The organism is Sporosarcina gallistercoris, assembly GCF_014836415.1.
Classification (GTDB): Bacteria; Bacillota; Bacilli; order Bacillales_A; family Planococcaceae; genus Sporosarcina; species Sporosarcina gallistercoris.
Map to the genome: position 1 here is coordinate 14,654 of NZ_JACSQY010000016.1, position 26,387 is coordinate 41,040.

The window sequence follows — 26,387 nt, forward strand, 5'->3', positions numbered from 1 at the left end:
ATCAAAGTGTGGTACTGAAAATTCAATCATTAATTATGCAACACTGTGATTTAATCTATCTTTATTATACTGTACTCCCAAGATTAAAAGCACTTCAATTTTATTTTTCTCAACCGATAGTAAGAGTGTGATACAATTTATATGAATATATTAACTGGAGGGGTTCTCCTTGGAACTGATTTTCCCACAAAAAATAGTGATGTTAGATAACCCCACTATTGAACTTATTTTTGAGAAAGTTAATGAATGTATATTAAAAGGTTACTATTTTAGCCATTTTATTGCGGATGGTATAGAACTTGAAAATTATGAGGACTATTTGAATCATCATATCGGACATATTAGTCAATTAGTAGTTGTTGCTAAGACTGTCCAGGACCATGTAAATGATTTATTACTTTCGACTGGAGAATATATTAAACGAGCAATACCAGAAATGCTTTCATTATCTGATGAATTTTACAATAATCCCAAGTCTGTGACTTGGGTCACTTTAGAAGAACTCCTAGAAGGCCTTCAATGGATTAACGAAATGTTAGTGCATGTTGGTCAAAGCGAGACTGTACCATCTAATTGGGAAAATTACTTAGAAGTAGCCGGGAACATGCAAGAACATATTCGTAACCTAGCAGAAGCAGTTGAAAACGAAGACAGTATATTGATTGGCGATATCATTCAATATGAATTGCTAATGGTTTTTGAGGAATTACAAAAAGAAATACTGGGCACAATAGATAATGAGGGAATGCGACATGATCTTAATTGATAATCGAAATGTATTGCGATTGAAAGATCGTGCTTTATTGCAAAAAATTTCTCAATGGGATAATCGAAGACCTTCAGGGGCTGTAATAGTAGAAAAAGCAAAGACCGGTGTTCCAATTGTTAAGATATTGATTGAAGGAAAAACACAGTATTTACAAAGTAAGTATGATCCTATGAGTGAAGCAGAACGCTTTGTGGATAAATTTACAAAAGACAGTCACCACGTACTATTTATTGGTATTGGAATGGGCTATCATATCAATTATTTTATGAAAAAGCATCCTGAAACTAAGTTCTTGATATACGAACCGAATGAAGAGGTACTTCACGCCTATCTATCAAATAGCTTATTGAATGAACTTCCACTTCAACATTTGATAGGGATTTTCACTGGGATTGATGAAAAAAAAATCATGGTCGAAATAGAAAGTATCATAATACAATTCAATGAGGTTTTACAAATAATCCCACTTCCAATCTATGAAAAAATTTATAGTGAAAAAGTCGGGAATCTCTTAGAAAGTACTTTAAAATTAGTTAAAGATCGTCATAGTATTATGTTAACTAATGCAGTATTTCAAAAACGCTGGACCATCAACTCCATAAAAAACTTTCCCGTAGTATTGCAGACACCAAACATTTTACATGATATTGATAGTTCTGCGTTTAAAGGAAAGCCAGCGATTATTGTTGCAGCAGGACCCTCTTTAAACGAGGAATTTGAAAACTTGCGGTATATAAAAAAACATGGTTTGGCTTATATCTTTTCGGTAGGATCTGCGATAAATGCGTTGATTGAGCAGGGGGTTTATCCTGATGCTGCTTGTACGTATGATCCCTCTGAAAGAAATCAACTTGTTTTTAAAAAGTTAAAGGACCAACAAGTCGACAATATACCTTTGATCTTTGGAAGTTCGGTTGGGTTTGAAACATTGTCCGACTATCCCGGTGAGATGCTCCATATGATTACAAGTCAAGACACCGTCTCGCCACAATTATTAGATACAGCTCAATCGATCGATATCGTACTTGATGCTCCTTCCATCGCAGTTGTTACACTTCAGATACTTATAATGTTAGGGACTAGTCCAATCATTTTAGTTGGGCAAAATTTGGGGTTTCAAAATGACCAGCGATATGCTGCGGGCATTCAATACGACTTTGTTGAGAGTAAGTTAAATGATGAAGAAAAGAAAAAAACGTTAAATATTAAGGACGTTCAGGGGAATGATATTAAAACCAATGATGGATTCAACTGGATGCGCCAGCAATTAGAAATGCATATTGCATCTAATCCGGGACTGAAAGTAATTAATACAACAAAAAATGGAGCGCATATTGAAGGGACAACATTCACTCCTTTAGAACAGTTGATTGGTGATGTGCTTGCTGATAGCATCGTTTTGACCGGCTGGCATGCGAAGTCCAATAAATACGATGTAGAATTCATTGAAAGCAGAGCATATCTAATGAATGAATATGCAGAAAAAATGAATAGAGAAATCCAATCTGCATTAGAAGAATTGGAGAGAATACAAAAGTCTGCTGATCTGAAACAGTATAAAAATATTGAAAAACGTTTTGCTTCCTTTGATAAGCAATTCAATAAAATAAAGAAAAATGAGTTCTATGCTGGTTTTATAGAACCTCTCATGAGAGTCCAAAATGAGAAGCTATCACTCGACACTAAAAAAATTCGTTATGAAGAAAACCTGCAAAGAAAAGCAGATACTGTTGTTAACTCATTTGGTCTGTTTTTGCATGAAATTAAACTTCACTTTGATTTTGTGTTACCTTATTTCCAAGAAATGAAAACCAAGATAGATAAAATCAGCGAGGAATGAAGCCGATGAGAAAGAAAATTCTTGTAACAGGGGCCGATGGATTCATTGGATCCCATCTAACTGAGAAATTGGTGAGAATAGGGTATGAAGTGCGTCCATTTGTGTACTATAATTCTTTTAATTCGTGGGGGTGGCTCGATACAGTTCCTCGAGAAATTAAAGATAATCTTGATGTATTCTCAGGAGATGTTCGGGATCCATATGGTGTTAAAGAGGCAATGAAAGGTTGCTCTCATGTCTTGAATTTGGCAGCCCTGATTGCAATCCCATATTCCTACCATTCACCGGATACATATGTGGACACAAATATAAAAGGAACATTGAACGTTGTACAGGCTGCGAGGGAGTTAGGTATTCAAAAAGTAGTTCATACTTCTACAAGTGAGGTCTATGGTACTGCCCAATATGTTCCGATAGATGAAAGTCATCCATTGCAAGGGCAATCTCCATACTCAGCAACAAAAATTGCAGCAGATCAATTAGCATTATCTTTTTATCGTTCTTTTGAGACTCCAGTATCAATTATTCGACCATTCAATACATATGGGCCGCGTCAATCAGCAAGAGCTGTTATACCTACTATTATCGGTCAGCTTGCAAATGGACAAAAGTCTATTCAACTTGGAGCGATTAGTCCAACACGTGACTTTAATTATGTGAAGGATACAGTGGATGGCTTTATATCTGTTTTGGATCATGACCAATCACTTGGAGAAGTCATTAACATAGGCTCTAACTACGAGGTCTCTATAGGTGAGACGGCACAAATGATTGCGAATATCATGAATGTCGATTTGGAAATAGTCACTGACGAACAAAGACTTCGTCCAGAGAAAAGTGAAGTAGAACGTTTGTGGGCAGATAATCAAAAAGCGAAGAAACTTCTTGGATGGGAGCCTTTATATGGAGGAAAAGAAGGATTTAAACGTGGATTAACAGAAACAATAGCTTGGTTTTCAAATCCGCAGAACGTATCTTCTTACAAGACGGATGTGTATAACATATGAATGATGAATGGTTCCAATTTGCGAAAGAAGTAAAGAAAATGTATGGAAAAGATTTTGTTCCACTGCATGAGCCCACCTTCGATAACTTGGAGATTTGTAACGTAACGGACTGCATACAAACGGGATGGGTTTCTTCTGTGGGAAAGTATGTAGATCAGTTTGAAAGAGATCTAGCGGAGTATACTGGTGTGAAACGGGCAGTTGCGGTTGTCAACGGAACAGCAGCCCTTCAAATTGCACTCAAAATAGCTGGCGTTCAGGCTGATGATGAAGTGTTTATGCCTGCCCTAACATTTATAGCAACTGCGAACGCTGCGACCTATCTAGGAGCCATTCCTCACTTTGTTGACGTCAGTACAGAAACACTTGGACTCGATCCTTTTAAGTTGGACAAGCACATTCAGTCAATTGGGGTAATGAAAGATAACCAGTTGGTGAATAAGTCAACAGGAAGAATTATTCGTGCAGTAGTTCCGATGCATACATTCGGCCATCCAGTGGACTTAGATCCACTACTAGATGTTTGTCAAAAATATAATTTAATTTTGGTTGAAGATGCCGCCGAGTCATTAGGATCCTATTACAAAGGGAAACATACAGGTGGATTTGGGCGGACAGCTGCACTCAGTTTTAATGGAAATAAAATCATTACGACTGGTGGTGGAGGCGCTATTCTTACAAATGATGAAGCACTAGCCGATTATGCTAAACATATTACCACCACTGCAAAAGTGCCTCATTCCTGGGAATTTAATCATGATGAAATTGGTTACAACTATCGGATGCCTAATATTAATGCTGCGCTTGGTTGTGCACAGTTGCAAAAGCTAGATGGGTTCATAGCATCAAAACGTACTCTTACTCAAAAATATGTAAATATGTTAATGAATAATAAGGATGCGAAGTTATTTGTCGAAAATCCAAATACAAAGAGCAATTACTGGCTACAGACACTTCAATTAAAAACAGGTGTTAATCGAGATACAGTGGTGCAAAAATTGAATAATGCTGGTGTAATGGCGAGGCCAATATGGATTCCTTTAAATACGCTTGATATTTTTCAAATGTGTCCTTCAGGGGATTTAAGTGTTACTTATAAATTACAAAAGGAAATAATTAATATTCCAAGTTCTCCAATAAAATTTTCAGAATAAAGGAAGGTTTTTATGGATTTAAAAATTCTTACTAAAGAACAATTTCTTCATTACATTCCATCTTTAAATCGTTTGTTTAAAAAATCATTTGGTAAGGATATTCATCCTGATTTTTTAAAATGGAGATATTTAGATAACCCAACTGGAGAATTACTTGTAGCAGTTGCGATTGAAGACGGCGAAATTATAGCTAATTATTCTGCAAGTCCAGTATTTTTCAGGAAGGGCAATGAATCCTTTAAAACGGCTCTATCTATGACTACTATGACGGATCCGAACTATAACGGAATGGGATTATTCCCTAAATTAGCTAATATGTTGTATAACGAAATGATTGAGCGCAATTATTCAGCAGTGTGGGGATTTCCAAATGGAAATTCACATGGAGCATTTGTTAAAAAACTTGGTTGGAAAGATATTTACGAAATACCAACATTAAGATATGAAGTGAAAAAACAAGAAAAGAAAAAAATGGAAAAAGGTTATAGAATTGAGTTTGACAATGAATACAATAAAATTGATGAGATTAACTTAATTAAGAAAGATCAATACATCGTAGAGAAAAGTAAAAAGTATTATGAATGGAGATATAATAAACACCCATTTAATACATATAAACATATAGTTTTGTTTAAAAATCATGAAATAGTAGGTAGTGTACTATATAAAATATATAATAACTCAATAGACATACTAGAGTTTAATGGAATTGAAAATAAAGAAGATATTAATTGTATTCTCTCATTTTTAGACAACCTTGCAATCGAAAGTGGCTACAATTCAATTTCTTGCTGGATGAGTGTGTTTGATCATAAACATACAGTATTCGAGAAATTTGGATTTAATGTTACTGTGCCTATAACGTATTTTTGTTTGAAACAATTTAAGGGGAACTTTGAGTTAGACTATAATAAATACTTTATTCAAATGGGTGATTCAGATGTCTATTAAAAAGATAGTTGCATTTACTGGTATCAGGTCAGATTATGATTTACTAAGTGGCCTGTATAAAAAAATTAATAATAACCCCGATTTAGATATTAAATTAATTGTTTCGGGAAGCCACATGTCCTCTACTTATGGTGGTTCAGTCTCAGAAATTATTAAAGATGGTATTCCAATTTTGGCTAAAACTGAATCACTCCTTGATTCAAATAGTCCATCAGTAAGAGTTAAATCCTTATCTATTTTATTGTTAAGTGTGGTTCATACAATTGTTGACTATAATCCTGATTTAATCATCGTGGCCGGTGATCGGGAGGATGTAATGGCAGGTTCACTAGTAGGAGCTTATTTGGAAGTTCCTGTCGCGCACTTCTTTGGAGGAGATCATGCAAAAGATGGGAATGTGGATAATCCAATTCGTCACGCGACTTCAATGCTAGCGAATATACATTTTGTGACAAATGAAAATTCAGAGCTAAGACTTCTTAAAATAGGAGAAGAAAGGAGACGGATTTTTAACATAGGAAGCCCTTCACTTGATAAGTTTTTAAATACGGAGGAAATTTCAAAAGAAGACCTATTCGAATTTTTTAATATTGAGTATCGAGAAAAATATGCATTGTTAATATTTCATCCTGTAATTGATAGGAATGAAAGTGCAAGTATGCAATTCCAAAAAATATTGAATGCATTACAAAGAAAAGGGATATTTACATTTGTTAGCTATCCAAATACGGATAGTGGAAACAAACTAATATTAGATGTAATTAGCAATAATATTGATAATCCAAACTTTTATTTCTATAAAAACTTAGATCGACCAAAATTTATTAATCTATTTAGAAATGCAGAATTTTTAATTGGAAACTCGAGTGCAGGGATATATGAAGCTCCATTCTTAAAAAAACCTGTAATAAATGTAGGTATTAGACAAAAAGGTAGACTTTCTGCAGAAAATGTTGTATTTATTGACAATTCAGAGGATTCTATAGTCGAAGCAATTGAAAAAGTAGAATCTGCTGATTTCAAAAAATTAGTTGATTCGGTGCAATCCCCATATGGAGACGGTAATTCGGAAGATTTAGCACTTGATTTAATAAAGACTTTAGATTTCGAAGAATTCAAATTAAAAACGAACGATCCTTTAGAGGTGAATAATGAATAAAGTGATGATTATTGCACCACATCCTGACGATGAAACTCTGGGATGTGGTGGAACTATACTAAGGCATATTTCAAATGGTGATGACGTTTATTGGTGCATCATTACTACAGCTGAGGGATTAACAACAGATAGAAAATGGTTAGAACGACGGGAAGAAGAAATCGCTCAGGTAACATCAGCATATGGATTTAAGAATGTGTTTAAATTAAATTTTGTTGCTACTAAATTGGATAGTGTTCCAGATAATAATTTGATTAATGCTATTGGAGACGTGTTTAAGGAAATTAAGCCTAATGTGGTTTATGTGCCCTACCGTGGAGATATTCACAGTGATCATAAAATAGTTTATGATGCAACAATGTCATGTACTAAGTGGTTTAGATTTCCGAGTATCGAAAAAGTTTTGATATACGAAACTATCTCCGAAACAAACTTTGCAATGAATATAGATTCAATAGGTTTTAGACCGAATGTTTTTTCTAACATATCTGGTTACATTAATAAGAAGGTTGAAATTATGAATATTTACGAATCAGAAATTGCTTCTCATCCATTTCCAAGGAGTGAGGGATCGATACGCGCCTTAGCAGTTTTAAGAGGTGCAACTGCTGGGGTGGATGCTGCTGAAGCGTTCATGCTAGTAAAGGAGCGTATTTTATAAATGAAAACGTACATCATTGCAGAAGCTGGAGTAAATCATAACGGATCACTCGAACTTGCTAAGAAACTCGTCGACGTTGCCAAAATATCAGGAGCTGATGCAGTAAAATTTCAAACATATAAAACGGAGAATTTAGTTACACAATCCGCCCATCAAGCTTCTTATCAAGTAAAGAACTTGGGAGAAGAAACGACGCAGTTTGATATGTTAAAAAATCTTGAACTGTCATACCAACAATTTAAAGAACTGAAAGAATATTGCAATCATCAAGCTATTGAATTTTTGTCGACGCCTTTTGATTTTGAAAGTGTCGACTTTTTAGTTCATGAACTTCAACTTAAGACTATAAAAATCCCATCAGGTGAGCTAACGAATAGCCCATTTGTACACTATTTGGCTACAAAGCAACTTCCAATTATTTTATCTACAGGCATGGCAACCATAGAAGAAATTCATGAATCACTGTCATTTATCGCATTCGGCTTAGAGTTTCCAAGTGAAGATGTAAATGTTGATAAAGTTAGGAGATTCTATAACACAGACCGTGCAAAAGAAGTGTTAGAAGCATATGTTAAAGTTCTTCACTGTACGACAGAATATCCTGCTCCGTATAAAACGATTAACTTACATGCTATAAAAGGATTAAGAGACGAGTTAAGATTACCTATTGGCTACTCAGATCATTCAGAAGGAATTACAGTTCCAATTGCTGCAGTTGCTTTAGGAGCTACGGTTATTGAAAAACATTTTACGATTGACAAGACATTACCAGGTCCAGACCATTTGGCTTCATTGAATCCAATGGAACTAGAAAGCATGGTAAATGGGATTCGCGCGGTGGAGCAATCATTAGGTAGTGTTATTAAAGAACCTACTCAAATTGAAATTATAAATCGGAATGCTGCTAGAAAGAGTATTGTTGCAAAAAAACGTATTGTAAAAGGGCAACCAATTGCTAGGGAAAGTCTAACGTTTAAACGGCCTGGTAATGGAATGGACCCTTCAAGATTCTGGTCTTTGATAGGTAAAAGTGCCACCCGCAACTATGAAGAGGACGATTTGTTGAATGAATAAGCCGGTTATAATTATAGGGAACGGTGGACATGCCTCGGTTTTGGTAGAGATATTACAAGGTACCCATATTGAAATAATTGGATATACAGCTCCGGAGGAAGGTTCTGAATTCTACAATCTACCATACTTAGGAAATGATAATGTTATATTAGAATATCAGGTGAAAGAAGTTGAACTTGTACTAGGTATTGGTGCGATAAATGTAACTAATCTAAGGAAAAAAAAGTATGCAGCATTTAAATCCAAAGGATACACCTTTGCCACAATCATTCATCCCTCAGCCATAATATCTCCGACGGTAGCAATAGGAGAAGGTACACAAATAATGGCAGGTGTTATTATACAAACTCAATCTGTACTGGGAGAAAATTTAATTATCAATACAGGCTCTCAAATTGATCACAATAGTTTAATTCAGCACCATTCGCACATTGCTCCTGGTGTAGTTCTTTCAGGAAATGTTTCAGTGGGGGAAAACTGTCACATTGGTGCTGGTACTACGATTATACAAAATATAACGATTGGGAACTGTGTACTAATAGGTGCGGGATCTCTAGTTTTAAAAAATATCAAAGATGATATAACTGCTTATGGTGTACCTGCACAGGAGGTGTAAGTAATGGAGAAATGGCAAGAAGTTTTGGTAGAGTCTTCTACACCAATTATTGAGGTCATGAGATTGATTGACGAAACTACAATGCAGTTTGCAGCAGTTGTAGATAGCGACTGTATTCTGTTAGGATCTGTTACAGATGGTGATATTAGAAGAGGTATTTTAAAAGGAATCCCTTTAGATCGACCAATAGCAGAAGTGATGAATCGTACACCTATACATCTTATGGCAGGGAAAAGTGATGTTTATTATAGAAAACAGATGGAACAATTAAAGATAAAGCAACTCCCGATTATTTCGGAAGACTATAAATTGGTTGAAATTTTATTTGCGGAAGAACCAAGACGGCTTTTGAGCAAAGAGAATTTAGTCGTGTTGATGGCTGGAGGACTGGGTACTAGACTTCGTCCACTAACGGAAAGTATACCGAAACCAATGTTGAATGTTGGAAGTAAACCAATCTTAGAAACGATTATCGAAAGTTTTAAAAGTTATGGTTTTACGAGATTCATACTTTCAGTGAACTATAAAAAAGAAGTGATAAAAGATTATTTTCAAGATGGTTCACACTTAGGTGTATCCATAGATTATATCGAAGAGACAAAAAGACTTGGAACAGCTGGTGGATTGTCTTTGCTTCCAGAGTATCCTAAAGCTCCTTTTTTTGTAATGAACGGTGATTTGTTAACAAAAATTAATTTTGAACAACTTTTAAACTTTCATGTAGAAACTAACTCTTCAGCCACTATGTGTGTACGAGAGTACGAATATCAAATTCCATACGGAGTTGTTGAAACTAAAGATGAAAAATTGCTATCCATTCAAGAAAAACCGATAAATAAAAGCTTTGTGAATACAGGTGTGTATGTTTTAAATCCGAAAATTTTAGATGAAATTCCAGCCAATAATTTTTTTGATATGCCAGATTTGTTTAAATCTGTGATGGAAAGTAATCAAAGTGTGTCTGCCTTTCCTCTAAGAGAGTATTGGCTAGACATTGGCCAAATGGATGATTACAAATTAGCAAATGAAACTTATTGGGAGAGATTCCATGATAAATGATAAAAAAATATTAGCAGTTATCTCAGCTCGTGGAGGTTCCAAAGGAGTACCGCGTAAAAATATTCGAAACTTAGCAGGTAAACCATTAATTGCTTGGACAATTGAGGCTGCTAAAGAATCAAAGTACATTGATCGTCTTATTTTGTCTTCTGAGGACGAAGAGATTATTGAGATAGCTAGAGAGTATTCTTGCGAGGTTCCTTTTAAACGTCCATCCATGCTTTCAGAAGATACTACACCTGGTATAGAGCCGATTTTACATGCTCTTACGGAAATTCCTAATTATGACTACGTCATGCTTTTACAACCAACATCTCCTCTTAGAATAGTAGCAGATATAGACACATGTATTGAAAAAATTCATGAACATAAAGCTAAAGCTTGTGTTAGTGTTTCAGAAGCGAACGATTCGCCATATTGGATGTATGAAATACTTGATCATAAACTCGAACCTATAATCTCTAAGGATACTTTAATACCAAGACGCCAAGAACTACCATCAGTTTACTCATTAAATGGAGCCATTTATATTGCAGAGATAGAGTGGTTATTAAATAGCAGAACATTCATAACTAATGAAACGATTGCTTACAATATGCCGAATAAAAGAGCTAAAGATATTGATACTGAAGAAGATTTTGTGGTGTGTGAATACATATTGAGGAATAGATGATTATCTAATATAAAGAAACGTGTCGTGCCTTAATTAAATCAGAAGATTATTTCAAAGAATTCACATGTCTCTTGAGGGGGAATTAAAGATTATAAAGTTAGATTCAATTAGTGATCGCTTGACAAGATAGGTATAAGTTCATTGTTTAAGGAGATTCACATTATAAAGTGAGATTTAAGTATGATGATTCATACTTAAATCATTTTTAAAAATACTGACACATTACTAATATAGAAGATAGAGATATGGAAAAGAATTTGTTCGTAGGCTGGAAAGTGGAATAACTATGTCTTGTTTATGTGCTATAGTCCTTGAAATATGTATTAGATTTAGAATATAATAAATATAATTATAAGTTAAATAAAAAATGACTTTAGGAAAGTTGACGATAAATGGCCAAAAATAATTCGATTAAAGTCCCGGCACATCATAATATTTACAATGGTAGCAATACGGGTAGGGAATTGCGTATTGACTTTTCCGTACCGGAAGAAGGTGTTACGATTGAAACTGGATTGATCCTATTTGTTCCTGGTTTTGGTGGTAATATAGACTCGAAAGTATACAGTAAGATGAGGAAATTATTTGCCGATCATTACAATCTAGTTGCAGTACAATGTTCTTACTTCGGTGACGAATTTATGCAGGGTCCAGATAACATCACATTAGAGAATATGGGATACTATGTTAATAAATATCTTACATCCAGAGAAAAGAATGATTTAACGAGTGAACCGTCCCTTTTGTTGCAGATGCTGTCTGATCATTCTATTGTATTGCCTGTAAAAGCCCGATTACAAGAGACTGAAAACTTTTTTAACGATATGGGCTTTATGCAAGCAATTGATTTAATCACATGTTTAGAAGTTGTTAAAATAATTTTACAAGATAATCATCTTACTTTTAATAACCAAAAGATTATTGGATACGGACATTCACATGGGGCATATTTATTACATCTCGTAAATCGATTAGCTCCTCACTTACTAACGAATATTATAGATAATTCTTCTTGGATAGATCCTGTCTATTTATCTACAAACCGTAATTTATATAATAAAAGTAATAAAATGACACTACAGATAGAATTCGATTACTTAGCTAAAACATTAATATCTGATAAGAAAGCCTTAAGTTTAGAAAGCATATATCGAGACTTTGATAATCAAGCAAATATCTTCATGTTTCAAGGATCTGACGATAACTTAGTTGATCATATTCGGAAACAACAAATTATGCTAAGTGTGAATCGGACGCAATTCATATTAATTGATGAAAAAGATGTTGATCAAGTTAAGTTTAAATCCAATAGACATGGATTAGACGCAGATTTTTTAAATTTATTTGATTATGCTTTTAATAATCTCATTCAAGACGTTCAAAATAACGTCGAAGTACAAAATAATAACATTATTTTATCTAATACAGAAATAGAAATAGATTATACACAAGGTCTTCCTATATTTTCTTTGCAAATTAGGTAGGCTAATTCAAACTAACTAGAAATCGGTTTACGCATTTTCTCTCTCAAAGCTATGAAACTTTTCTGAACTAAAAATGGTCCATGTCATTGCCGCTTTAATGACGCTAAACTCTATCAACCATCTATCTACTGGATTGAAAATCTCCAAACCAGGGAATACACCATAAACAACCAAAACCATCCACGCACCCAAGGATGGTTTTGCTATTTTATTCCCAAAGGAGATATCACAATGAAACCACTCATAGGCATCACATCAGACATAGACGAAAACGGAGAAACATTTTTGAAAGCGGATTACAGCCGGGCAATCTTGCGCGCAGGGGGATTGCCTGTTGTACTGCCAGCAGGGCTTGAAGATATCGAGGAGATTTGCGACCGGATTGACGGCTTGCTGTTGACGGGCGGGGAAGACGTGAATCCGCTTCTATTTGGAGAAGAGCCGAAACGGGAGCTGGGTAAGATTGCGCCTGAGCGCGACACGATGGAGATGGCGCTTGCGAAGTGTGCGGTAGGCAAGGATATGCCGGTGCTGGGTATTTGCCGGGGGCATCAGATTTTGAATGTTGCGCTTGGTGGTACCATTCATCAGCACATTTACACGGATTTGGAAGGACCGCTCCTGCAGCATAAGCAACAGGCGGATCGCAACTATCCGACGCACACGGCTAGAGTGACGGAGGGGAGCCGTCTAGCGAAATTTGCATCGGCAAAAGAAATTCTTGTGAACTCCCTCCACCATCAAGCGGTGAATGATGTACCCGAACCATTGAAAGTCATTGCGACTGCGACGGATGGAATCATTGAAGCATTGGAAAGTACGAAGCATCGGTTTGTAATGAGTGTGCAATGGCATCCGGAGGCGCTCTCGAACCGGGACGATGAAACGTCATTGAACTTGTTTGAGGGCTTTGTGAACGCTGCTAGCCAATCTTAATCTTAAAGAACGACAAAAAAGGGACTGCCAGTACTTCGGCAGTCCCTTTTCACATGTCATTTACACTTTGAACCTATCGATCGCATGACTCAACTCTTCACTCAGGTTCGTCAACGTCTCTGCAGCATCCGTCACCGACTGGATGGCGCGGAGCTGTTCTTCTGTAGAAGCACTTACTTCTTCGCACGCAGCTGCGGTCTCTTGCGAAGTTGCGGCCATTGTCTGGATCGTCATTGCGACATCATCCTTATGATGCGAAACGTTCTGGATGTCGATTGAAATCGCATCGATGGACGCTTGCATGTCTGCCATCAAGGCAGACAGTTGACCGAATGTCGACTCGGTTTCTTGAACAACGACGCCTTGGTCCCTGAACGTATTGATGGTTTCTTCCATTTGTTGCGTGACGAGGTGTGACTCTTCCTGCAATTGTAATACGGTCGATTGGACGTCTTTCGTCGCATGAGCGGATTGTTCCGCGAGCTTGCGTACTTCTTCCGCCACAACCGCAAATCCTTTGCCGTGTTCACCTGCACGTGCAGCCTCGATGCTTGCGTTCAATGCGAGTAAATTCGTTTGCGATGAAATGTCCGTAATCGTATCCATCACGCCGCCGATCGCTTTCACTTTTTCACCAAGGGTACCGATTGCTTCGTTCATCGATTTCAAGTTCTGACCGGACGACTGGAACGTCTCTTGCAATTGAGCCATTTGAGTTTGTCCATTTGCGTTCATGTTTCCTGTACGCTCTGCAATTTCAGTCATCGATACGGCGCGTTCTGTGATGCCGTTGATTTGACGGCCGAGTTCATCCGCCCGTTCTGTTACCGTTTCAGCGTCCTCAGCAGATTTAGAAGCACCTTCAGCGATTTCGTTCACCGCATACGCAACTTCTGAACTGGAAGCATTCGTTTCTTCTGCAACCGCACTCAAACTTTCAGAGTTCATGCGCACGTTTTCCGCGGATTGGTTCACAACTGAAATGATGCCATGCATGCTCGTGATCATTTCGTTGAAATTATCGCTCAGTTGTCCGATTTCATCTTTTGTCTGAATGTCCGAGTGCGTCGTCAAATCGCCTTCAGCGACGGCATCCATCGATTTGCGAAGGCTGGCGATCGGCTTCAGTAATTTCCCGATGATGAAGAACAGTCCAATCGCGACAATCAGGAGAGTGATCAATGAAATCACTAAAATGGAAGTCCTGAGTTGCTTGGCCATTCCCATCAACTTGTCCGTCTCGTAAACGGTTCCGACTTTCCAACCGAATTCAGGAAGGGTAGTGAAGACACTGACAGAATCATTCCCTTTTTCATCTGTGAATTCAAAATCACCTTTTTCAGCTTGGAACAGTTCTTTCACGTATTGGAGATCCATCATGTTTTCCCCGCTTTTAGACGGGTGGGAGATCGCTGTCCCATCTTGGTCATATAGAACAGGATACCCTTCGTGCGCGATGTCGATGGAATTCAGCGCGTCTGTCATCGCGGATAATTGAATATCGACTCCTGTGATCCCCGCTAGTTTTCCATCCACCATGACTGCCTTTGAAGCGGTGATGACGAAGTTTCCAGTCGCTTCATCCACGTAAGGTTTCGACCATTGCACCTTGTCAGGATTTTCCGAAGCGAGCACATACCATTCGCGGGTCGTCGGATCGAAGCCGGTCAGATCGACCACTGGAAAAATGCCCGTATATTTAGAAGGGAGGGCATAATAGACGGAAGAAGCATCGGGATACTTGCTGAGGAATTCCTCGAGTTTATCGAGTAACACCTTCTCACTCACTTCTTTTCCGTCAGGCCCAGTGAAGGTGGAAACAGTTTCAGTCGTCCCTAACAAATCCAATCCTTTCCCGTATTGTCCGAGGAAATTCTCCACTGAAATGGCCATTTGGTCGGACAGAGCTACGCTTGAGTCTACAGCATTCTCCAACGAACGCTTTTTGACTTGGTCGTTCAACATGTAAGCCATAAGTATGATTCCAATTAAGAATAATACGATTGCTGCTGAAATTATTTTAGTCTTTAATGATTTTGTCACCGGAAATCCCCCCTAAGTTAGTTATTTATACTTACTTATATTTCGGCGGAATTTGTTGAAAGTTAAGTGAGAAATATCTGGAAATGATGGTGATCTATAATGTGAAGTGAAAAAAGGAGATTGCCTGGCGGTAGGCAATCTCCTCTACTGATTGATTTGTGAGATACGGCTTATACTTTGAAGCGATCGATCGCTTGATTCAACTCTTCACTCAAGTTTGTCAACGTCTCTGCAGCGTCCGTCACCGATTGGATTGCCCGAAGCTGTTCATCCGTTGAAGCGCTCACTTCTTCACATGCTGCAGCGGTTTCTTGTGAAGTTGCGGCCATCGTCTGGATGGTCGAAGCAACTTCTTCTTTATGGCGGCCGACAGTTTCAATCTCCTCGGAAATCGATTGGATCGCCGTCTGCATATCTTCCATCAGTGCAGAAAGGTCGCCAAATGTCGTCTCCGTTTCTTGGACGACCAAGCCTTGGTCACGGAACGTCGTGATGGTCTCTTCCATTTGCGCTGTGACGAGACGGGATTCTTCCTGCAGCTGCAGGACCGTCGTTTGAACATCTTTCGTCGCTTGTGCCGATTGCTCCGCCAGTTTCCGCACTTCTTCCGCAACGACCGCAAAGCCTTTCCCATGCTCTCCCGCTCGCGCCGCTTCAATGCTTGCGTTCAGCGCCAACAGATTCGTCTGGGATGAAATATCGGTGATCGTGTCCATCACACTCCCGATTGCTTTCACTTTCTCGCTAAGTGTCGCAATCGCTTCATTCATCGTCTTCAAGTTCAAGCCTGAGGACTGGAATGTCTCTTGTAACTGTGCCATCTGAGTTTGACCATTGGCATTCATATCTTCAGTGCGGACTGCGATTTCATTCATGGAAACTGCACGTTCTGTAATGCCGTTTATTTGCCGGCCTAGTTCGTCAGCCCGTTCCGACACTGTTTCGGCATCTTCTGCAGATTTTGAAGCACCGTGTGCAATTTCGTTCACTGCATGTGCGACTTCAGAGCTGGATGCGTTCGTTTCTTCAGCGACGGCACTCAAACTTTCAGAATTGGTCCGGACATGATCCGCGGATTGGTTCACAACTGAAATGATGCCGTGCATATTCGTGATCATCTGATTAAAGTTCGTACTTAACTGGCCGATTTCGTCTTTCGTCTGAATGTCGGATTGGACGGTAAGATCGCCTGCCGCCACTTCATCCATGAGTGAACGAAGACGGGCAATCGGTTTCAGCATCCTTCCAATCAGGAAATATAGCACGACAGCCACAACTACTAAAACAATTGCTGAGATAATCAGGATGGAAGTTCTTAGCTGTTTCGCCATTCCCATTAAATTATCTTTTTCGTATACGGTTCCCACTTTCCAACCGAATTGGGGGAGTGTGTTGAAGACACTGACAATATCTTTGCCGTTATCCGTATAAGTGAGATCCCCTTCTTCGTAACTATACATATCCTTCACATAGGACAGATTCATGAGATTCTCTCCGCTTTCCGTAGGATGGGAAAGGGCAGTTCCTTCTTTATCAAATAAAAATGGTTGACCCTCATAAGGAATGTCCGTAGCATTCAACATCTCGGAAATTGCTGTCAGTTCCAGATCGACTGCCGCAACTCCGGCGAGTGTACCGTTCGTTTCAACCGCGATTGAAGCGGTGATCATCAGATTGCCGGTCGTTTCGTCCGAATAGGGTGGGGTCCATTGGATACTTCCTGGAGCCTCCACGGCGCTCTGATACCAAGGGCGTTCAGTCGGGTCGAACGAAGTCATATCTATTTTAGGGAATTGAACGGTTTTTTTGGTCGGTGTCCAAAAATATACGGCAACCGCATCGTCATAAACGCCTAAGAAATTCTCCAACTCTTTTTGTAACAGGGCTTCAGCAGAAGTGTTTCCGGTCGCCTGTGCGAATCCGTTAATCTCTTCTGATTTCCCAAGTATATCTAAGCCTTTGCTATATTGCGTCAAGAAGTTTTCTACCGCATAGGACATTTGATCGGTCGTCCCCCCGCTGGAACTGATGACCCGTTCAACGGAGCGGATCTTAATCATCCCGTTCAGCATAAAGGCCATCATCAGAACTCCGACTAAAAATAGTGCAAGCGCAGCTGAAATGATTTTAGTTTTAAGAGACTTTGTCATGATTTTCCTTCTTTCTTCTATCTATATGTACACAGCCTATTTCGGAAGATTAAGCTAAAAGTTTAGAGGCGGATAAAAGACCGAAAATTGGAATCGATTGCATTCTGCTAAAGGTGATGTTCAGCCACAACTACTGAAATCCGCTGTTCAGTCAAAATCTCTTGTAAACTTTTCTTCAGCTTTACCGATATAATGACTAGATAAGTGTGACGCTAGAGGAGGACGGAGAAATGGTCAGTCAAATAGGGGGAGGCCACGACCGGCAGCATACGGCGGGACCTGGGGATGGAACGGCATCCGGAATTGTGACAAAAGTTGAAGTCATTCACGACCAAGCACAACAGCAAGCGCCCAGAGAACAAGACCTGCCCGTGAAAAAAGCCAAAGAAGTAACGGATGGGTTGAATAAGTTCCTGGAAAGCGTGGACACACAGCTACGGTTCAAAATGCACGACGAATTGCACGAATACTATGTGACGATCGTAGACTCGAAAACCGATGAAGTGATCCGAGAGATCCCATCAAAAAAACTAATGGACATGCACGCGGAAATGAAAAAATTCCTCGGCCTGCTCATCGACCGTAAAATCTAAAGGAGTGTTTCAATATGAGAATTGGTGGACTAGCAAGCGGAATCGATACCGAATCGATTATTAAGGACTTAATGAAAGCCCAACGTATACCGTTGGATAAAGTAACACAGAAAAAGCAGTATTTCGAGTGGCAGTTGAATGATTATCGAAGTGCGAATCGGGATTTGAAAGGTTTTAGTGACAAGGTATTTGATAATGTGATTTTGTCAAAGAACTTCAATCAGAAAAATGTTGCGATATCAGCGCCTGATGATATTTCGATTAAGTCTAAAGGGAATACTGAGGATTTTAATGGAACAATTAAGGTGAAGGAATTAGCTACAAATGCGACTATGCAAAGTGGGAAAATCGCAAATCATGAGACTTTCAAAGTTGAAAATGAATCAACGATAACTATTGAAACGTCAACTGGAAAAAAAGATGTAAAGCTTGAAGTTGGGGATGACATTAAGGCAATTGTTAAAAAAATTACAGAAGATACGGGAGTAAGAGCATTCTATGATTCAGTATCTGGTAAAATCGGAATGTCAGCAAAAGATAGTGGTGAGGGCAATATCCAAATTACACACAAAAGCGGGACAGATATTAGAGAAAGTTTAGGCCTTATTGCTCCAGCTGACAACCCAACCGTAGAAACATCTCCAACGTTTGTAAAAGGAAATAATTCAGTCATAGAATATAACGGTATGGAAATTGTACGTAATTTTAACACGTTCGAATTAGATGGCATGGAAATTACGCTAAAAGCTGCAAACAATAAAGATATTACTTTCAATGCAACTACTGATACTGATAAAGTGTTCGATACTGTTAAAGGTTTTGTAGATGACTACAACAAGCTCATTGAAGACCTGAATAAAAAAATTCGTGAACCAAAATATCGTAACTTCCAGCCTTTATCTGCTGAACAAAAAGCCGATATGAAAGAGAAGGAAATTGAGCTGTGGGAAGAGAAAGCGATGAGTGGGACTTTAAGAAATGATCCTGAACTATCTAGTCTCCTGACTACAATGAGAACGGCATTGTCTGGTTCTGTTGATTTAGGAAATGGAGAAAAAATCAGTTTAAGCTCCATCGGTATTACAACATCTAAAAACTATCTAGACCATGGTAAACTGGTAATTGACGAAACGAAGCTTAAAGAAGCGATCTCTAAAAACCCTGCTGACGTACACAAGCTATTCTCACATGAAGATAAAGCAAATCCAGAAAGTAATGGAGTAGCCCGGAAATTGCGAGATGCTGTCAATGCTACCCAAACTTCTATCCAAAAAAGTGCCGGCAAAATCGGCGACAGCAACAAAGCCTTTTCCCTCGGTCGAACTCTGGACGCCATGAACAAACAAATCGAGAACTTTGAATCTCGTATGCAAATGGTTGAATCCCGCTATTGGAAACAGTTCAATGCCATGGAAAATGCAATCCAGCGAGCGAATGCGCAATCAGCTAGTTTGATGTCCGCACTCGGTGGCGGTGCTTAAGTGAAACACGTATTACAAAAGGAGAGTCTTGAAAATGGTCATGCATAATCCGTACGCTACGTACCAAAATAATTCTGTCACGACGTCGACGCCTGGGGAATTGACGTTAATGCTGTATAACGGTTGTTTGAAGTTCATTGAACAAGCGAAGCGCGCAGCGGAATTGGGTCAGATTGAACAGAAGAATACGGCTGTGCAGAAAGCGCAGGCGATTATTTCTGAACTGATGATCACGTTGGATGCGTCGTTCCCGGTTGCGAAGGACATGCTCGTGTTGTATGAATTTGCGAACAGCCGCCTTGTCGATGGAAACATTCAGAATGATTCCAAGTTGTTTGAAGAAGCTGCGGAAATTATTACGGAGTTCCGTGATACGTGGAAGCAAGTCATCCAATTGAATCGCCAGAAGCAATACGGCAATGTGAGTGAAATATGATTCGACCCGAACTTATGAAATGGAAAGACGCAACGGATCGGCTGCTCGCACTTTCCATTTCAAATGACGACGATCACCGCGATGCGATGATCGTTTCTATAGAAGCGATTTTAGATGAACGGGAGCAATTGCAGCCGAGCATCAAGCCTCCTTTCTCCGCAGAAGAAGAAGCGTTCGGGAAAGAATTGGTTGCCCAGGAGTCGAAAGTCGCGGTGAAGTTGGAAAGCTATCTGACTGCGATTCGAAAAGATCTCTCTACGTCTCAAACGAAAAAAGACAGTGTGCGGAGTTACGTCAATCCTTATAGCAAAGTTGCCCGCGACGGCACGTTTTACGATACGAAACAATAAGAGAAATCCGGCGAGTTGAACCATTCGTCGGATTTTTTGACTTATCTGCTGATAAAGACAGTTCTCTGAGCAAATTAAGTAAACATATAATGAAGCAGTCATCTTATAGCTATAACACAGATCACTAAGCAATTGCTGGGTGGCTTTTTTTATACATGAGAGGTGGTTCTGTAACATAGTGTAGACGACGCCGGCATTCCGGAAAGAGGTTTCAGAACGCGTCTGTTCGGCAATAGTAGAAGATGGAGCACCTATTAGGATACTCGGTGAAACGGGGACACGTAGCGGGTAACTATTTGATATACTGAAGGGACTAGAGAAGTGGATGGAGCGTGAGGATATGCACTACAAACGTGATGAAGCATTCAGATTTCCCTTTGATGAACCTGTCCCGGCAGAATTCAGTATTTACCTTAAAAACAGCGATCGCCCAGGAACCGGAACCGGTGATTCCGAGTTACTGGATATTAGTCCAGGCGGAACCCGTATGGAAACGACTTTCAATATCCCGGTAAAACGAGACGAAGTAGCCCTAAAACTGCGATTCAACCTATATCAACAGCCGATCGAGACAGATGGTGTCATCGTCTGGAAGGATGCGGTTGGGGACGGTTGGATATACGGCATAGACTTCGACGAAAATGAGGCAGTCGCTCAAACAATCGTCAATGATCTGAAGCTTCGCAGGCAAGCTGAGCGTTAATCAGCAGTAAAAGCGCTTCGGCAACATCCGACAAAATTCTTTTTAATTTTCACAAAGAAAAGAAGGGTTTTGTTCGGTCAATGGAGAAGATAGAGATAGGGTCAAATTAAAGGAGGAGTTTATATGTTAGACTTCAACATTCGTGGCGAAAACATCGAGGTTACTCCAGCAATCCGTGAGTACGTTGAAAAGAAAGTGAGTAAGCTGGAACGATACTTCACAGAAGGTGTGAAAGCGACAGCCAATGTGAACTTGAAAGTATACAGCGATAAGCAGACAAAAGTTGAAATTACAATTCCAATGAAAAATTTGACACTCCGTGCTGAAGAACGTCATAACGATTTATACGCAGCAATCGACTTGATTGTCGATAAACTCGAGCGTCAAATCCGAAAATATAAAACAAGAGTGAACCGCAAGTTCCGTGAGCGCGAAGGCGTCGGCGCATTCTTGCAGGCAACAATGGAGAACGATTCCAAGTCACAAGACGATACAGAAGACGAGAACGAGTTCAACGTTGTCCGTACGAAGCAGCTCGATCTGAAGCCGATGGACCAAGAAGAAGCCATCCTTCAAATGAACATGCTAGGTCACGATTTCTTTATCTTCACTGATGGCGAGTCGGATTCTACAAACATCGTCTACAAGCGCCGCGACGGCAAGTACGGCTTGATCGAAACTGGAACTAATTAATGATTGGAAACCGCCCCGAACTTTGGGCGGTTTTTTTGTGTTCACTTCTGTATTTCATTCTGTGTTTCATCCGCCTATCCTTAACCGCTCCATTCCAACCTCTAACCGCTCCAAAACGTTACTACTTCGCAACATGATAGCCTGGGTGTGATCAAGCGAGTGGTGAATTCGCTCAAGCAGAGGGAAAAGTGATCAAGCGAGTGGTGAATCCGCTCAAGCGCAGCGATAAGTGATCAAGCAGGTGGTGAATCCGCTCAAGCAATGCGAAAAGTGATCAAACGAGTGGCGAATCCGCTCAAGCGCCGCAGAAAGCGATCACACAAGCCGCAATCCACTCAATCCCGCGGCAACTACCCTCTTTCAGAAAGTATCCAAGCTCGCGACCAATCCATCTTTCCCCATTTTAAAACCAAGCCTGATTGGTGTGCTCCGCTCCGCTGCGCATTTAGTGATGAGAGATGAGGGGATATAGAGTTTCGTCTCAAGCAAGCCTGAAAGTGATCAAGCACCATGCGAATCCACTCAAGCCAACCCAAAAAGTGATCAAGCCACCCTCATATCCGCTCAAGCAACCCCCACATCTCCCCCCTATAATCCAAAAGTCGGAAATTTCGTTGCATTGCATTTGCGCCTGCCCGGTCACAATGTTAAAATGAAGGGTGAACTTTGTGAGGATGTGACCAAATTATGCTAAGCGTATTGAATAAAATGTTTGATCCGAATAAACGTGATTTGAAACGACTAGAGAAGATTGCCGATCAGACCGAAGCGCTTGCGACTCAAATGGAGCAGCTTTCGGATACTGATTTGAGTGCGAAAACAGTGGAATTCCAGAAACGTGTGAGCGAAGGGGAAACTCTTGACGCGATTCAACCGGAAGCCTTTGCGGTTGTCCGTGAAGCGGCGCGCCGTGTACTCGGCCTGTATCCATTCCGCGTCCAGATCGTGGGGGCAGCCGCTCTCCACGAAGGCAACATCGCGGAGATGAAAACCGGTGAAGGGAAGACGCTGACGTCGACACTTTCGGTATACTTGAATGCTCTTGACGGCAAAGGTGTGCACGTCGTGACGGTCAACGAATACTTGGCTTCCCGTGACGCTCAGGAAATGGGACAGTTGTATGAGTTCCTTGGACTGACTGTCGGCTTGAACTTGAACAGTTTAGGGAAAGATGAAAAGCGTGAAGCGTATCTGGCGGACGTCACCTATACGACGAACAATGAGCTCGGTTTCGACTACTTGCGCGACAACATGGTGTTGTACAGCGAGCACAGAGTACAACGCCCGCTCCATTACGCGGTCATTGACGAAGTTGACTCTATCTTGATTGACGAAGCACGGACACCGCTCATTATTTCGGGGCAAGCTGCGAAATCGGCAGAATTGTACCGTTTGGCGAACCGTTTCGTCATGACGTTGAAACAAGAGGAAGACTTTGCATATGATGAGACAACAAAAGGCGTAACAATGACGGAAACCGGTATTGAGAAAGCGGAGCAAGCATTCGGCATTGAGAACTTGTTCGACTTGCAGCACGTCACACTCAACCACACCATTAATCAGTCGTTGAAAGCGCATGTCAGTATGCATGTTGACGTAGACTATGTCGTCCAAGAAGGCGAAGTCGTCATCGTTGACTCGTTCACAGGCCGTCTGATGAAAGGCCGTCGCTACAGTGATGGTCTCCACCAAGCGATCGAGGCGAAAGAAGGACTTGAAGTCCAAAACGAATCGATGACACTTGCAACAATCACATTCCAGAACTATTTCCGGATGTATGATAAATTGTCAGGAATGACGGGTACAGCGAAGACGGAGGAAGAGGAATTCCGCAACATCTACAACATGAACGTCGTTGCCATTCCTACGAACCGTCCGATTGCACGTGATGACCGTCCGGATCTGATTTTCTCTTCAACGGAAGGGAAGTACAAAGCAGTTGCGGATGACATTAAAGAACGTCACAAAAACGGCCAGCCGGTTCTTGTCGGTACGGTTGCGATTGAAACGTCCGAGATCATTTCGAACTTCTTGAAGAAGTACGGTGTGCCTCATAATGTCTTGAACGCGAAAAACCATGGTCGTGAAGCGGAAATCATCGAACAGGCCGGTCAGCCAGGGGCGGTTACAATCGCAACAAACATGGCCGGTCGAGGAACTGACATCAAGCTTGGCGAAGGTGTCCAAGAAGTTGGCGGACTTGCAGTTGTCGGTACAGAGCGCCACGAATCCCGTCGTATCGATAACCAGTTACGCGGACGTTCAGGTCGTCAAGGGGATGCCGGGGTTACACAGTTCTACTTGTCACTTGAAGATGAACTGATGCGCCGTTTCGGTTCCGAGCAGATGAAAGGCATGATGACGAAACTCGGTATGGATGATGAAACACCGATCCAATCGAAAATGGTCTCACGTTCTGTTGAATCCGCTCAGAAACGTGTCGAAGGGAATAACTTCGACTCCCGTAAACGATTGCTTCAATATGATGATGTGTTGCGCCAACAGCGTGAAATCATTTATAAAGAGCGGAATGACGTACTGGAATCAGAGAACGTACGCCCTGTATTGGAAGCGATGATTGAACGTGTCGTTGAAAATGCAGTAGCGATCCATACGACGGAAGAAAAGCAGGAAGACTGGGCACTGAAAGGTCTTGTCGACTTCTTGGGTGCGAACTTCCTATCGGAGGACAGCTTGACTGTAGCGGACCTGGAAGGAAAATCGGCGCAAGAATTGACGGATTTCATCAAAGCGGAAGTACTCAAACGTTACGATGAAAAAGAAGAGGAAATGTCCGAAGAGAAAATGCGCGAGTTTGAAAAAGTCGTATTACTTCGTGCGATCGATACGAAATGGATGGATCATATCGATGCGATGGATCAGCTCCGTCACGGGATCCATTTGCGTGCATATGGCCAAATCGATCCACTTCGTGAATACCAGTCAGAAGGCTTTGCAATGTTTGAGGAGATGGTCAATGCCATTGAATCGGATGCGGCGAAGTACGTCATGAAGGCGGAAATCCGTAACAACCTTGAGCGTGAAGAAGTTGCGAAAGGTCAAGCGGTGAATCCGAAAGAAGACGGCGAGAAGACGGTGAAGAAACCGGTCCGACGTTCGGTCAATATCGGTCGTAATGACCCTTGTCCATGCGGCAGCGGGAAGAAATATAAGAACTGCCATGGACGAGAGTAACTTGTCTGTGAACTTGAATTTTGGAGGAACAATATATGATGGAATTATCAGATGTACGTAACGAGCTCGACAAAACAGCTAAGAAATTAGTGGACTTTAGGGGGTCTCTTTGACTTAGAAAACAAAGAGGCTCGTATGCAAGAACTTGAAGAAATGATGATGGACCCTACATTTTGGGATGACCAAGATGCAGCGCAAACCGTCATTTCGGAATCGAATGCACTCAAAGACAGCGTCGGCGAGTTCCATGCGATGAATGAAGAACAAGAAAACCTTGAAATGACCGTTGAATTGTTGAAAGAAGAGCCCGATGAAGAGCTCCAAGAAGAACTTGGCAATGAATTGAAGGCTTTCTTGAAGCGCATGGAAGACTTCGATTTGCAGATGCTTTTGAGTGAAGAGTACGACAGCAGTAACGCTGTTCTCGAAATCCACTCAGGAGCCGGCGGTACGGAGTCCCAAGACTGGGCATCGATGATCTTACGGATGTACACTCGCTGGGCGGAGCAGCGCGGATACAAAGTGGAAACACTGGACTACCAAGCAGGCGACGAAGCAGGCGTGAAATCTGTCACGCTTTCGATCAAAGGCCATAATGCGTACGGGTACTTGAAAGCGGAAAAAGGCGTACATCGTCTCGTCCGGATCTCACCGTTCGACTCTTCAGGTCGTCGTCATACGTCATTCTCTTCTGTTGAAGTGATGCCTGAATTCTCGGGTGACGTGGACATCGATTTGAAGATGGAAGATGTGAAAATCGACACGTACCGTTCGAGTGGTGCAGGCGGACAGCACGTCAACACGACGGATTCAGCTGTTCGTATGACGCATATCCCGACAGGCGCGATCGTAACGTGTCAAACAGAACGTTCACAGATCAAAAACCGTGAACGTGCAATCAACTTGTTGAAAGCGAAGATCTACCAGATCCGTGTCGAAGAAGAAGAAGCACGTCTTCTCGAAATCCGCGGAGACCAAAAGGAAATCGGATGGGGCAGTCAGATCCGTTCTTACGTCTTCCACCCGTATTCCATGGTCAAAGATCACCGTACTAACGAAGAAACCGGTAACGTAGGGGCTGTCATGGATGGAGAAATCGATTCGTTCATCAATGCATTCTTGCGTTCGCGTATTTCTTAAGAAAAAATCAAATATATGACGAGGCTGCCCTTGAAAGTCGGAATATGACATTCAGGAGCAGCCCCGTTTTTTACTTTTATTTGATTGAAAATTCGAATCGCTTGTACAAAGGACTATTATTCACTGGAGGTGGGGAACTTGTTCTGAATAGGCTACACTTACTTAGACAATAAAGATAGGGTCTTGTAGAATACAACCAAAGAGATGAGGAGAATCTACA

23 protein-coding genes are annotated in these 26,387 nt (G+C 40.7%); 21 read left to right on the top strand and 2 right to left on the bottom strand.

From position 1 onward, the window contains the following. Positions 1-169: 169 nt before the first annotated feature. The 13 genes from H9659_RS14755 (at position 170) to H9659_RS14815 (ending at position 13,383) form a co-directional block, all read left to right on the top strand. The gene (locus H9659_RS14755) at positions 170-766 is read left to right on the top strand and encodes a hypothetical protein (RefSeq protein ID WP_191692013.1); all 597 of its coding nucleotides are present in this window, start codon (positions 170-172) and stop codon (positions 764-766) included. Beyond that, on the top strand, positions 753-2,609 hold the full coding sequence (locus H9659_RS14760; RefSeq protein WP_191692015.1) for a motility associated factor glycosyltransferase family protein: 1,857 nt from the start codon (positions 753-755) through the stop codon (positions 2,607-2,609). Before H9659_RS14755 ends, H9659_RS14760 begins: the two co-directional genes overlap by 14 nt. Beyond that, the gene (locus H9659_RS14765; protein ID WP_191692017.1) at positions 2,606-3,616 is read left to right on the top strand and encodes an NAD-dependent 4,6-dehydratase LegB; all 1,011 of its coding nucleotides are present in this window, start codon (positions 2,606-2,608) and stop codon (positions 3,614-3,616) included. The genes H9659_RS14760 and H9659_RS14765 overlap by 4 nt, the downstream gene beginning before the upstream one ends. Beyond that, positions 3,613-4,770 (top strand): LegC family aminotransferase, encoded by a 1,158-nt coding sequence (locus tag H9659_RS14770; protein WP_191692019.1) that lies wholly within the window; start codon positions 3,613-3,615, stop codon positions 4,768-4,770. The genes H9659_RS14765 and H9659_RS14770 overlap by 4 nt, the downstream gene beginning before the upstream one ends. Before the next feature lie 12 nt (positions 4,771-4,782). Next, a complete protein-coding gene (locus tag H9659_RS14775) occupies positions 4,783-5,721 on the top strand; it encodes a GNAT family N-acetyltransferase (protein WP_191692021.1) in 939 nt (312 codons plus the stop codon). Next, entirely contained in the window at positions 5,711-6,880 is a 1,170-nt protein-coding gene (gene neuC, locus H9659_RS14780) for a UDP-N-acetylglucosamine 2-epimerase (protein ID WP_191692023.1), read from the top strand. The genes H9659_RS14775 and neuC overlap by 11 nt, the downstream gene beginning before the upstream one ends. Further along, positions 6,873-7,541, top strand: coding sequence for a PIG-L deacetylase family protein (locus H9659_RS14785; protein WP_191692025.1), 669 nt, complete (start codon positions 6,873-6,875; stop codon positions 7,539-7,541). Before neuC ends, H9659_RS14785 begins: the two co-directional genes overlap by 8 nt. Beyond that, positions 7,542-8,615, top strand: a complete 1,074-nt coding sequence (neuB, locus tag H9659_RS14790) for an N-acetylneuraminate synthase (protein ID WP_191692027.1) — start codon at positions 7,542-7,544, stop codon at positions 8,613-8,615. After that, positions 8,608-9,231: an acetyltransferase gene (locus H9659_RS14795; RefSeq protein ID WP_191692029.1), complete on the top strand. Its 624-nt coding sequence runs from the start codon at positions 8,608-8,610 to the stop codon at positions 9,229-9,231. The genes neuB and H9659_RS14795 overlap by 8 nt, the downstream gene beginning before the upstream one ends. A 3-nt stretch (positions 9,232-9,234) precedes the next feature. After that, positions 9,235-10,290, top strand: coding sequence for a nucleotidyltransferase family protein (locus H9659_RS14800; protein WP_191692030.1), 1,056 nt, complete (start codon positions 9,235-9,237; stop codon positions 10,288-10,290). After that, on the top strand, positions 10,280-10,963 hold the full coding sequence (locus H9659_RS14805; protein WP_191692032.1) for an acylneuraminate cytidylyltransferase family protein: 684 nt from the start codon (positions 10,280-10,282) through the stop codon (positions 10,961-10,963). The genes H9659_RS14800 and H9659_RS14805 overlap by 11 nt, the downstream gene beginning before the upstream one ends. Positions 10,964-11,355: 392 nt before the next feature. After that, positions 11,356-12,447, top strand: coding sequence for a DUF2920 family protein (locus tag H9659_RS14810; protein WP_191692034.1), 1,092 nt, complete (start codon positions 11,356-11,358; stop codon positions 12,445-12,447). A gap of 231 nt (positions 12,448-12,678) precedes the next feature. Continuing rightward, a complete protein-coding gene (locus H9659_RS14815; protein ID WP_191692036.1) occupies positions 12,679-13,383 on the top strand; it encodes a gamma-glutamyl-gamma-aminobutyrate hydrolase family protein in 705 nt (234 codons plus the stop codon). 60 nt (positions 13,384-13,443) lie between these two features. Here H9659_RS14815 and H9659_RS14820 read toward each other — a convergent pair whose 3' ends face one another. Further along, positions 13,444-15,426, bottom strand: coding sequence for a methyl-accepting chemotaxis protein (locus H9659_RS14820; RefSeq protein ID WP_191692038.1), 1,983 nt, complete (start codon positions 15,424-15,426; stop codon positions 13,444-13,446). A 170-nt stretch (positions 15,427-15,596) separates the two neighbouring features. Further along, positions 15,597-17,576: a methyl-accepting chemotaxis protein gene (locus H9659_RS14825; protein ID WP_191692040.1), complete on the bottom strand. Its 1,980-nt coding sequence runs from the start codon at positions 17,574-17,576 to the stop codon at positions 15,597-15,599. Positions 17,577-17,806: 230 nt separating this feature from the next. Between H9659_RS14825 and flaG the strand changes: the two genes are divergently transcribed. From flaG to prfB, 8 genes are all read left to right on the top strand, one after another. Then, positions 17,807-18,169, top strand: a complete 363-nt coding sequence (gene flaG / locus H9659_RS14830) for a flagellar protein FlaG (protein ID WP_191692042.1) — start codon at positions 17,807-17,809, stop codon at positions 18,167-18,169. 14 nt (positions 18,170-18,183) lie between these two features. Next, positions 18,184-19,650, top strand: a complete 1,467-nt coding sequence (locus H9659_RS14835; RefSeq protein WP_191692044.1) for a flagellar hook-associated protein 2 — start codon at positions 18,184-18,186, stop codon at positions 19,648-19,650. 34 nt (positions 19,651-19,684) lie between these two features. After that, positions 19,685-20,086 carry a flagellar export chaperone FliS gene (fliS, locus tag H9659_RS14840; RefSeq protein WP_191692045.1) on the top strand — a complete coding sequence of 134 codons (402 nt, stop codon included), beginning with the start codon at positions 19,685-19,687 and terminating at the stop codon, positions 20,084-20,086. After that, positions 20,083-20,436, top strand: coding sequence for a flagellar protein FliT (locus H9659_RS14845; protein ID WP_191692047.1), 354 nt, complete (start codon positions 20,083-20,085; stop codon positions 20,434-20,436). Before fliS ends, H9659_RS14845 begins: the two co-directional genes overlap by 4 nt. A 340-nt stretch (positions 20,437-20,776) precedes the next feature. Next, entirely contained in the window at positions 20,777-21,139 is a 363-nt protein-coding gene (locus tag H9659_RS14850; protein WP_191692049.1) for a PilZ domain-containing protein, read from the top strand. Positions 21,140-21,262: 123 nt separating this feature from the next. Next, a complete protein-coding gene (gene hpf / locus H9659_RS14855) occupies positions 21,263-21,832 on the top strand; it encodes a ribosome hibernation-promoting factor, HPF/YfiA family (RefSeq protein WP_191692051.1) in 570 nt (189 codons plus the stop codon). A 687-nt stretch (positions 21,833-22,519) separates the two neighbouring features. Further along, the gene (gene secA, locus H9659_RS14860; protein WP_191692054.1) at positions 22,520-25,027 is read left to right on the top strand and encodes a preprotein translocase subunit SecA; all 2,508 of its coding nucleotides are present in this window, start codon (positions 22,520-22,522) and stop codon (positions 25,025-25,027) included. 38 nt (positions 25,028-25,065) lie between these two features. Further along, a protein-coding gene (gene prfB / locus H9659_RS14865; protein WP_191692059.1) for a peptide chain release factor 2 occupies positions 25,066-26,167 on the top strand; the annotation gives its coding sequence in 2 pieces (ribosomal slippage) (positions 25,066-25,137 and positions 25,139-26,167; 1,101 coding nt in all). Positions 26,168-26,387 lie beyond the last annotated feature (220 nt).

What these genes read in the sequence shown, in the direction of transcription:
- H9659_RS14760 (WP_191692015.1), top strand. Translation starts at nt 753, where the DNA reads ATGATCTTAATTGATAATCGAAATGTATTGCGATTGAAAGATCGTGCT.
- H9659_RS14765 (WP_191692017.1), top strand. Translation starts at nt 2,606, where the DNA reads ATGAAGCCGATGAGAAAGAAAATTCTTGTAACAGGGGCCGATGGATTC.
- H9659_RS14770 (WP_191692019.1), top strand. Translation starts at nt 3,613, where the DNA reads ATGAATGATGAATGGTTCCAATTTGCGAAAGAAGTAAAGAAAATGTAT.
- H9659_RS14775 (WP_191692021.1), top strand. Translation starts at nt 4,783, where the DNA reads ATGGATTTAAAAATTCTTACTAAAGAACAATTTCTTCATTACATTCCA.
- neuC (WP_191692023.1), top strand. Translation starts at nt 5,711, where the DNA reads ATGTCTATTAAAAAGATAGTTGCATTTACTGGTATCAGGTCAGATTAT.
- H9659_RS14785 (WP_191692025.1), top strand. Translation starts at nt 6,873, where the DNA reads ATGAATAAAGTGATGATTATTGCACCACATCCTGACGATGAAACTCTG.
- neuB (WP_191692027.1), top strand. Translation starts at nt 7,542, where the DNA reads ATGAAAACGTACATCATTGCAGAAGCTGGAGTAAATCATAACGGATCA.
- H9659_RS14795 (WP_191692029.1), top strand. Translation starts at nt 8,608, where the DNA reads ATGAATAAGCCGGTTATAATTATAGGGAACGGTGGACATGCCTCGGTT.
- H9659_RS14800 (WP_191692030.1), top strand. Translation starts at nt 9,235, where the DNA reads ATGGAGAAATGGCAAGAAGTTTTGGTAGAGTCTTCTACACCAATTATT.
- H9659_RS14805 (WP_191692032.1), top strand. Translation starts at nt 10,280, where the DNA reads ATGATAAATGATAAAAAAATATTAGCAGTTATCTCAGCTCGTGGAGGT.
- H9659_RS14810 (WP_191692034.1), top strand. Translation starts at nt 11,356, where the DNA reads ATGGCCAAAAATAATTCGATTAAAGTCCCGGCACATCATAATATTTAC.
- H9659_RS14815 (WP_191692036.1), top strand. Translation starts at nt 12,679, where the DNA reads ATGAAACCACTCATAGGCATCACATCAGACATAGACGAAAACGGAGAA.
- H9659_RS14825 (WP_191692040.1), bottom strand. Translation starts at nt 17,576, where the DNA reads ATGACAAAGTCTCTTAAAACTAAAATCATTTCAGCTGCGCTTGCACTA.
- flaG (WP_191692042.1), top strand. Translation starts at nt 17,807, where the DNA reads ATGGTCAGTCAAATAGGGGGAGGCCACGACCGGCAGCATACGGCGGGA.
- H9659_RS14835 (WP_191692044.1), top strand. Translation starts at nt 18,184, where the DNA reads ATGAGAATTGGTGGACTAGCAAGCGGAATCGATACCGAATCGATTATT.
- fliS (WP_191692045.1), top strand. Translation starts at nt 19,685, where the DNA reads ATGGTCATGCATAATCCGTACGCTACGTACCAAAATAATTCTGTCACG.
- H9659_RS14845 (WP_191692047.1), top strand. Translation starts at nt 20,083, where the DNA reads ATGATTCGACCCGAACTTATGAAATGGAAAGACGCAACGGATCGGCTG.
- H9659_RS14850 (WP_191692049.1), top strand. Translation starts at nt 20,777, where the DNA reads ATGCACTACAAACGTGATGAAGCATTCAGATTTCCCTTTGATGAACCT.
- hpf (WP_191692051.1), top strand. Translation starts at nt 21,263, where the DNA reads ATGTTAGACTTCAACATTCGTGGCGAAAACATCGAGGTTACTCCAGCA.
- secA (WP_191692054.1), top strand. Translation starts at nt 22,520, where the DNA reads ATGCTAAGCGTATTGAATAAAATGTTTGATCCGAATAAACGTGATTTG.